Origin of the sequence: Nocardia arizonensis, assembly GCF_001310275.1 — a bacterium.
Classification (GTDB): Bacteria; Actinomycetota; Actinomycetes; order Mycobacteriales; family Mycobacteriaceae; genus Nocardia; species Nocardia arizonensis.
This window is the reverse complement of record NZ_LGYZ01000118.1, coordinates 86036-94461: the sequence shown is the minus strand read 5'-3', so window position 1 is coordinate 94461 and position 8426 is coordinate 86036. Positions and strand designations below refer to the sequence as shown.

The 8426-nt window shown below is 68.8% G+C and carries 4 protein-coding genes; 1 reads left to right on the top strand and 3 read right to left on the bottom strand.

Going from position 1 to position 8426, the window contains the following annotated elements; genetic code table 11:
• The 3 genes from APZ21_RS27035 to APZ21_RS27025 form a co-directional block, all read right to left on the bottom strand.
• The coding region (locus APZ21_RS27035) for a non-ribosomal peptide synthetase (RefSeq protein ID WP_156371355.1) at window positions 1–4892 on the bottom strand (4892 nt) is incomplete at its 3' end.
• A 342-nt stretch (window positions 4893–5234) separates the two neighbouring features.
• Complete coding sequence (gene cobM / locus APZ21_RS27030; protein ID WP_054816090.1) at window positions 5235–5981, bottom strand: precorrin-4 C(11)-methyltransferase; 747 nt, start codon at window positions 5979–5981, stop codon at window positions 5235–5237.
• Between the two features lie 90 nt (window positions 5982–6071).
• On the bottom strand, window positions 6072–6623 hold the full coding sequence (locus APZ21_RS27025; RefSeq protein WP_082393482.1) for an SACE_7040 family transcriptional regulator: 552 nt from the start codon (window positions 6621–6623) through the stop codon (window positions 6072–6074).
• Between the two features lie 199 nt (window positions 6624–6822).
• Here APZ21_RS27025 and APZ21_RS27020 point away from each other — a divergent pair, with 199 nt between their 5' ends.
• Window positions 6823–8421, top strand: coding sequence for a carboxyl transferase domain-containing protein (locus APZ21_RS27020; protein ID WP_054816088.1), 1599 nt, complete (start codon window positions 6823–6825; stop codon window positions 8419–8421).
• The last annotated feature ends 5 nt before the right edge of the window (window positions 8422–8426 follow it).

The window sequence follows — 8426 nt, the reverse complement described above, 5'->3', positions numbered from 1 at the left end:
GCGGCCATCTCCAGCACGTACCGGGTGCGATCGGCCGGATGGTCCGGGTCCAACGGCACATACGCGCCGCCGGCCACACTCACCGCGTACATGCCGACGACCAGGTCCAGCGAACGCGCCATCCCGAGGGCGACCGTGGACTCCGGGCCGACGCCCAGCGAGATCAGGTGCCGCGCGAGGCGATTCACCCGATCCGCGAACTCGGCGTAGGACAGAGTCGTCCCCTCGAAGGTCAGCGCGGGCAGATCCGGGGTGCGCTCGACCTGCGCCTGGAACATCGAGACCAGGGTCGCGGCGGGCACCTCGTACGCGGTGCGATTCCATCCGACGAGCACCTGCTCGCGCTCGGCGTCGTCGAGGATGTCGATATCGTGCACCTTGGATTCCGGTGCGGCGACGACGGTTTCGAGCACCCGCAGATACCGGCGGGCGAATTCCGCGACGGTGTCGGCGTCGAACAGGTCGGTCGCGAACGACACCACCGCGCCCATGCCCGCCGGCTCGCCCTGCGCGCCGCGCTCCTCGGTGATCGTCCACTGGAGATCGAATTTGGCGATGTCGACGTCGAGTTCGTCGGCGGTCACCGACAGACCGGGTAGTTCCAGGGTCGCGTGCGACATCTCCTGGAACGACAACATCACCTGGAACAGCGGATGGCGCGCCTGCGACCGGGTCGGGTTGATGACCTCGACCAGCCGCTCGAACGGCACGTCGGCGTAGGCGAAGGCGGCGAGATCGGTTTCCCGGGTGCGGGTCAGCAGTTCGGTGAACGCCGCGTTGCCGTCCACCTCCGAGCGCAGCACCAGCGTGTTGACGAACATGCCGATGAGGTCGTCGAGCGCCTGCTCGCCGCGACCGGCGACCGGGGTGCCGATGGCGATGTCGTCGGTGCCCGACAGCCGCGCCAACAGCAGCGCGAGCGAGGCGTGCATCACCATGAACAGCGAAACACCCTGCGCGCGAGCCAATCCGGCGAGTCGGGTGTGCAGGTCGACATCGATGTCGAAGTGCACCCGGCTGCCGCGGAAGCTCTGCATGGGCGGGCGCGGGCGATCGGTCGGCAGATCCAGCTGATCCGGCAGACCGGCCAATTGCCTGCGCCAGTAAGCGATTTCCCGTGCGGCCATGGAGCCGGGATCGGATTCGGAGCCGAGCAGCTCACGCTGCCAGACGCTGTAATCCTGGTACTGCACCGGCAGCGGCGTCCAACTCGGCGCGGCGCCCGCGGCGCGCGCGAGATAGGCCGCGGCCACATCCCGCGACAGCGGCCCGAAGGAGAAGCCGTCGGCGGCGATGTGATGGACGACGAAGGCGACCGCGTGATCGGGGCTGCCATTGGTCGAACCGCCGGTCACCCTGTAGATGCGCACCCGGATCGGCAGTTCGCGCGAGACATCGAAGCCGGTGGAGGCGAATTCGGTCAGCGTGGCCTGTAGTTCGGATTCATCGATGGAGGCGACCGCGATGGCGAGGTTGACCTCGTCGTCGGGCACCACCTGCTGGTAGCCGCCGTCCCCGGATTCGGGGAAGACCGTGCGCAGCGACTCCTGCCGCGCCATGACGTCGTTGAGCGCGGTCCTCAGCGCGGCCAGATCGACGTGACCGCGCAACCGCACCACGAACGGCAGGTTGTAGGTGGGCGCGGCGGGATCGAACTGGTTGATGAACCACATGCGCTGCTGCGCCAGCGAGAGCGGCACCCGGTCGGGCAGACGCTGGGCCACCAGCGGCGGACGGCTGCCGTCGGTCGGTGCGGCCTTCTCGGCGCGCCCGGCGATCCCGGCCACGGTCGGCGTCTCGAACAGCGCGCGCACACCGATCTGGGTGCCGAAGGCGGCGCCGATGCGGGACACGACCTGGGTGGCGACCAGCGAGTTGCCGCCGAGGTCGAAGAAGTTGTCATCGATGCCGACCCGCTGCTGGGACAGCACATCGGCGAATATGCCCGCCACGATCTGTTCGGCCTGGGTGCGCGGGGCGCGGTAACCGGCGGCGTCGGCGCTGAACACCGGTTCCGGCAGTGCCTTGCGGTCGAGTTTGCCGCTGGTGTTGAGCGGGAACGCCTCCAGCACCATGATCGAGGCGGGCACCATGTAGCCGGGCAGCTGTTCAGCGGCGAATCGGGTGAGTTCGGCCGGATCGATGGACTGACCGGGCGCGGGCACGACATAGGCCACCAGTTGCTGACCGGTGGCGGTGTCGACGACGAGCACCGCGGACTGGCTGACCGCTGGGTGTGCCAGCGTCACGGTCTCGATCTCGCCGAGTTCGATGCGCTGACCGCGGAATTTGACCTGGAAGTCGGTGCGGCCGATGTATTCCAGCGTGCCCGCGGCATTCCAGCGCACCAGGTCGCCGGTGCGGTACATGCGCTGGCCGTGCGTGCCGAGCGGATTGGCGACGAAGCGGTCGGAGGTCAGGTCCGGCCTGCCCCGGTAGCCGCGCGCCAACTGGCGTCCGCCCAGGTACAGCTCGCCGGGCGCGCCGACGGCGGCCGGACGCAGCCGCGAATCCAGTACGTAGACCTCGACATTCCATTCGGGAATGCCGATCGGCACCGTCACGGTGTCGGCGGCGGTGGCCTCCCAGTAGGTGACCGACACCGCGGCCTCGGTGGGGCCGTAGAGGTTGTGCAGTCCCGCCGAGGAGATCGCGCGGAGTCCGGCGGCGGTCTCCGGGGGCAGCGCCTCGCCGATGACGAAGACCGCGCGCAGGCTCGCGCACTGCTCCGCGGTGGCGTGGGCGACGAAGACCGTCAACATGGACGGCACGAAGTCGGTCACGGTCACGCCGTGGCGGGCGATCATCCGCGCGACGTAGAGCGGATCGCGGTGTCCGTCCGGCGCCGCGACGACGAGTTTCGCGCCGACCATCAGCGGCAGGAAGTAACCCCACAGCGAGACGTCGAATGTGGTCGCGGTCTTCTGGAAATAGACGTCGTCCGCGGTCAGGCGATACTCGTCGAGCATCCACAGCTGCTGGTTGACGATCGCGCGATGGGTGACCGCGACGCCCTTCGGCCTGCCCGTGGAACCGGAGGTGTAGATGACATAGGCGGTGTTGTCCGGCCGCAGCGGAGCGCGGCGGTCGGCGTCGGTGACCGGTGCGGCGGAGAATCCCGACAGATCGAGGGTGTCGATCCGCACCCGCCGCACCGTCTCCGGCAGGTCGAGGTCGTCGTCCGCGGCGGTCAGCACGCACACCGGATCGGCGGATTCCAGGATGTAGGCGGTGCGCTCGGCCGGATGGTCCGGGTCGATGGGAACGTAGGCGCCGCCCGCCTCCAGCACCGCGTGCATGCCGACGACCAGGTCCAGCGACCGCCGCATACCCAGCGCGACCAGTGCCTCGGGGCCGACGCCGTCGGCGATCAGCGACCGCGCCAGCCGGTTCACCCGCGCGTCGAATTCGGCGTAGGTCAGGGTCTCGCCCTCGAAGTCGAGGGCGACGGCGTCCGGGGTCAGCGCCTTCTGCGCGGCCAGCAGCGCGGGCAGGGTGGTGTCGGGTACCTCCTGCTGGGAGTCGTTCCACTCCAGCAGGGTTAGTTCGAGTTCGTCCTCGGTGGTGACCGACAGCTCCCACACCGGTGTCGCGGCGTCGGCGGCCAGGAAGCGCTCGAAGAATTCCAGGAACCGCGCGTGATGGGTGCGCGCCTCGTGGTCGGTGTACAGGTTCGGGTTGGTCTCGAAGTCGATGTGCGACCCGGTGCCGGACTGGTAGAAGTTGACGCCGAGGTCCTCGATGCTTCCGGTGGAAAGCACGTTCAACCGGCCCACCATCGGACCGAGCGACATCTCGCTGTGGAACAGCATGATGTTGACCCACGGGCCGAAGAACTCGGTGGTCACCACGCCGTCGCCCGCGGCGTCGCGGCGGATGTCCTCATGGCGGTAGCGCTGATGGCGCAACGCGCCCGAGACCTCGACCGTCACGGCCTTGAGCAGGTCGGCGACCGTCGTGTCGTAGGCGACGCTCAGGCGCAGCGGCACGATGTTGGACACCACGCCGCCGGAGCGGCGCATGGCCGCGGTGGTGCGCGCGGTCACCGGCAGGCTCAGGATCACGTCCTGCGTGCCGGTGATCTGGGCAAGATAGGCCGCGAAGCCCGCGATCAGCAGCCCGGCGGGGGAATTGTCGTGCCGCTCGACCGCGGCGGCGAGCAGCGCGTCCTGCTCGGTGGACAGCGCGGCGCTGGCCACACCGTTGACGGGGGCGGGCGGCGCCGAGCGCCCCGCCAGACTCGAGCCCTCCTCGAGTCCTGCGACCCGCTTGGCCCAGTGCTCCCGGTCGGCGGCGAATCGGGTGCTGTCGCGGTAGGCGATCTCCTGCTCGTAGAGCGTGCGCAGATCGGTGGCCTTGGCGGGTTCGGGTTCCACACCGGTCACCGCGGCCGTGTAGAGCTCGGCGATGCGCTGCATGAAGGTCATCGCGCCGAAACCGTCGAGCACGATGTGATGCGCCCGCGAGTACCAGTACCAGCGCGAATCCTCGAGCTGGAGCGCGGCGGCGCGGATGAGCCGGTCGCCGACGATGTCCAGCGGGCGGCTGTACTCGGCACGCATCCACTCGGCGGCCGCCGCCTCCGGGTCGTCGGCCGAGCGCAGATCGACGTATTCGAGGGTGGAATCGAGGGTGGTGTCGACGGTCTGCACGGGTTCGCCGTCGATCTCCACGATCGCGATGAAGCCCGACCCCAGCTCGACGGCGGCATCGCGACTTGCGCGCTCCAGCGCGCCTACGTCGAGATCACCGCGCAGGTCGACATACTGTGCGATATTGATCGGCACCTGCGGATCGAGGTGCTGGGCGTACCAGATGCCCAGCTGCGCGGGCGACAGCGGGAAGTACTCGCCATCAGCTTCGCCGTTCGCGCCGAAATCCAGCCGGTCCAACCGTAACCTCGCTTCCGGAACACCACGCAAGCGCTCCCCGACGACACCCGGACAGGACGCGCACCCATTCGACGGCGGCGCCTGTGCTTCCAGGTTCAGTTCTCGTAATCAATCAGGCAAAAATGTTCATTGGCACTATCTGTGCTGGACCGATCTTGTTACATGGGTCCGACAGTTCCACTTACCCACCGACAGATCGTGCCGGGACCTCGAGTGCTGACCACCGGAACAATCTACCGTCGCCCCGGGCGAGCGACCAACCAAGATCCATAGCTGTGAAACATCACGGCTGGCAGCCGCGTCGAGACGCGTTTGCTGGGATTACGGACACACCGATGGGACTCAGCCGCGGTCGCGGGCCGGATCGTAGAGATGGGATGTGCCGCAGCTCGCCGAGGGCGCAAGAGCACGGCCGACCAGGATGATCGCGGCCCGGCGCAGTCCGGCGGCCTCCACCGAATCGGCGATATCGGCCAGGGTGCCGCGCAGCACCAGTTCCTCGGGTTGGCTCGCCCGGTAGACCACCGCGACGGGACAGTCGGCCCCGTATTCGGCCGCGAGTTCGGCGGCCAGCGGGCGGATGCGGGTGATCGCCAGATGCAGCGCCAAACTGGCCCGGGTCCGGGCGAACTCGCCGAGCCCCTCCGATTCCGGCATGACCGTGGACCGGGCCCGGGTGCGGGTCAACACCACCGACTGGACCACCTCGGGCACGGTGAGTTCGACGCCGAGCACGGCCGCCGCGGCGGCGTAGGCAGGCACGCCCGGGGTGACGTCCCACGGCACGCCCGCGGCGTCGAGCCTGCGGGTCTGCTCGGTGAGCGCGGAGTACAGCGAAGGGTCGCCGGAGCACAGCCGCGCGACGTCGGCGCCGGATTCATGGGCGCGCACCAGGTGGGCGGTGATCCGGTCGATGTCGAGGTGCTGGGTATCGATCAGCTCCGCCTCGGGCGCGCAGTGCGCGAGCACCTCGGGGTCGAGGTAGGTACCGGCGTAGAGGCACACCGGCGAGGTGCGCAACAGGGTGACCGCACGCACGGTCAGCAGATCCGCCGCGCCCGGTCCCGCCCCGATGAAGTGCACCGTCATGCGGGTGAGTCTAGGATCGCCGACGCGGGCGGGCGCCGCTCGGGCGGCGGCGTCGAAGTGCGCAGCGTCGAAGTGCGCGCCAAGCCCGTTTCAGGACAGCGCCGACAGCGCCATCGTCCGCAGGATCGGGCGGGCGCGCGCGGCGGTCGCCGAGGACGCGCTGTGCGGGGTGGAGTTCATGAGGCCGAATGCCGCGTGCGCCTGGACCCGGGCCGTCTCCTCCGGCAGCCCGGGACGCAGTTCGCGCAGCACCGTGACCCAGATCTCGACGTAGCGGCGCTGGGTGCGGCGCAGCTCGCGGCGCGCGGCCGCGGGGACCTTGTCCAGGTCGCGATCCTGGATGCGGATGAGTTCGGGTTCGCCGAAGGCGAAGTCGAGGTGGAAATCGATCAGGGCGGCCAGTGCCTCGCGCGGGGATTCGGTCTCGGCGACCACGCGGCGTCCGCCCGCGAGCAGACGCTCGCTCACCTCGATGAGCAGTTCGGTGAGCAGCGCCTCCTTGTTCGCGAAATGCCGGTAGACGGCCGGGCCGCTGATTCCGACCGCCGCGCCGAGATCATCGAGCCGGACCCCGAGGAATCCGTGATCGGCGATGAGCCGCGCACCCGCGACGAGCAGTTCCTTGCGACGCTCGGCCTTCATCTGCTCGCGCCGGGTGAGCGCGCCGGATTCGGTATCGGTCACCGCCGCCCCTTTCTCGCCCTGAACATCTCGGTGCCCCGAACATCTCGGTGCCCTGGAGATCACCGTGCCTTGGAAATCACCATGCCCTGGACATCTCGGTTAATCAAGATTAACCTGAATTCCAGTTATCGACGACTAACCGGGATGGCAGGACGTGATGACGGTTACCCACCGGGTCGACAATCGGGGCGCCCATCTGGCACTGGTCGACGATCTGCGGGAGCGGCTGGCCGCGGCGGCGCTCGGCGGCCCGGCGAAGGCCCGCGAACGCCATATCGCCCGCGGCAAACTGCTGCCGCGTGAGCGCGTGGACCAACTGCTCGACCCTGGCAGTCCCTTCCTCGAGCTGTCCCCGCTCGCGGCCACCGGCATGTACGACGACGAATGTCCGGGTGCGGGCGTCATCGCGGGCATCGGGCGGGTGTCGGGGCGCGAATGCGTGATCGTCGCCAACGACGCGACGGTCAAGGGCGGCACCTACTACCCCATGTCGGTGAAGAAGCATCTGCGGGCGCAGGAGATCGCGTCGCAGAACAATCTGCCGTGCGTGTACCTGGTCGACTCCGGCGGCGCCTTCCTGCCGCGCCAGGACGAGGTCTTCCCCGACCGCGAGCATTTCGGGCGCATCTTCTACAACCAGGCCACCATGAGCGCCGCGGGCATACCGCAGATCGCCGCGGTCATGGGTTCCTGCACCGCGGGCGGCGCGTACGTGCCCGCGATGAGCGACGAGGCCGTGATCGTGCGCGATCAGGGCACGATCTTCCTCGGCGGCCCGCCGCTGGTGAAAGCGGCCACCGGCGAGGTCGTCACGGCCGAGGAACTCGGCGGCGGCGCACTGCATTCGCGCACGTCCGGGGTCACCGACCATCTCGCCGACGACGATCGCGACGCCCTGCGCATCGTGCGCCGCATCGTGGCGACGCTCGGTCCCCGGCCCGCGAGTCCCTGGGAGGTGCGTGCGAGCACACCGCCGGCCGCGCCGGAATCCGAACTGTACGACGTGGTCCCGGTCGACCTGCGCACCCCATACGACGTGCGCGCGGTCATCGAGCGAATCGTGGACGGCGGCAGCGCGTTCGACGAAGGCGGATTCCACGAGTTCAAGGCCGAGTACGGCAAGACCCTGGTCACCGGATTCGCCCGCATCCACGGTCATCCGGTCGGCGTCGTGGCCAACAACGGCGTGCTGTTCAGCGAATCCGCCATGAAGGGCGCGCATTTCATCGAACTGTGCGACAAGCGCAAGATCCCGCTGCTGTTCCTCCAGAACATCACCGGATTCATGGTCGGGCGCGACTACGAGGCGGGCGGCATCGCCAAACACGGGGCCAAGATGGTCACCGCGGTAGCCTGCGCGCGAGTGCCGAAGCTGACCGTGGTGATCGGCGGTTCCTACGGCGCGGGCAACTACTCCATGTGCGGGCGCGCGTATTCGCCGCGGTTCCTGTGGATGTGGCCCAATGCCCGCATCTCGGTCATGGGCGGCGAACAGGCGGCCTCGGTGCTGTCCACGGTGCGCGGGGATCAACTCGACAGCAGCGGCAAGCCGTGGTCGGCGCGGGACGAGGAGGCGTTCAAGACCCCCATTCGCGAACAGTACGAACACCAGGGCAATCCCTACTACTCCACCGCGCGCCTGTGGGACGACGGTGTCATCGACCCCGCCGACACCAGAACCGTTCTCGGACTGGCGCTATCGGTATGCGCGCAGGCGCCGCTCGATCCCGTTTCCTACGGCGTATTCCGGATGTGATCGCG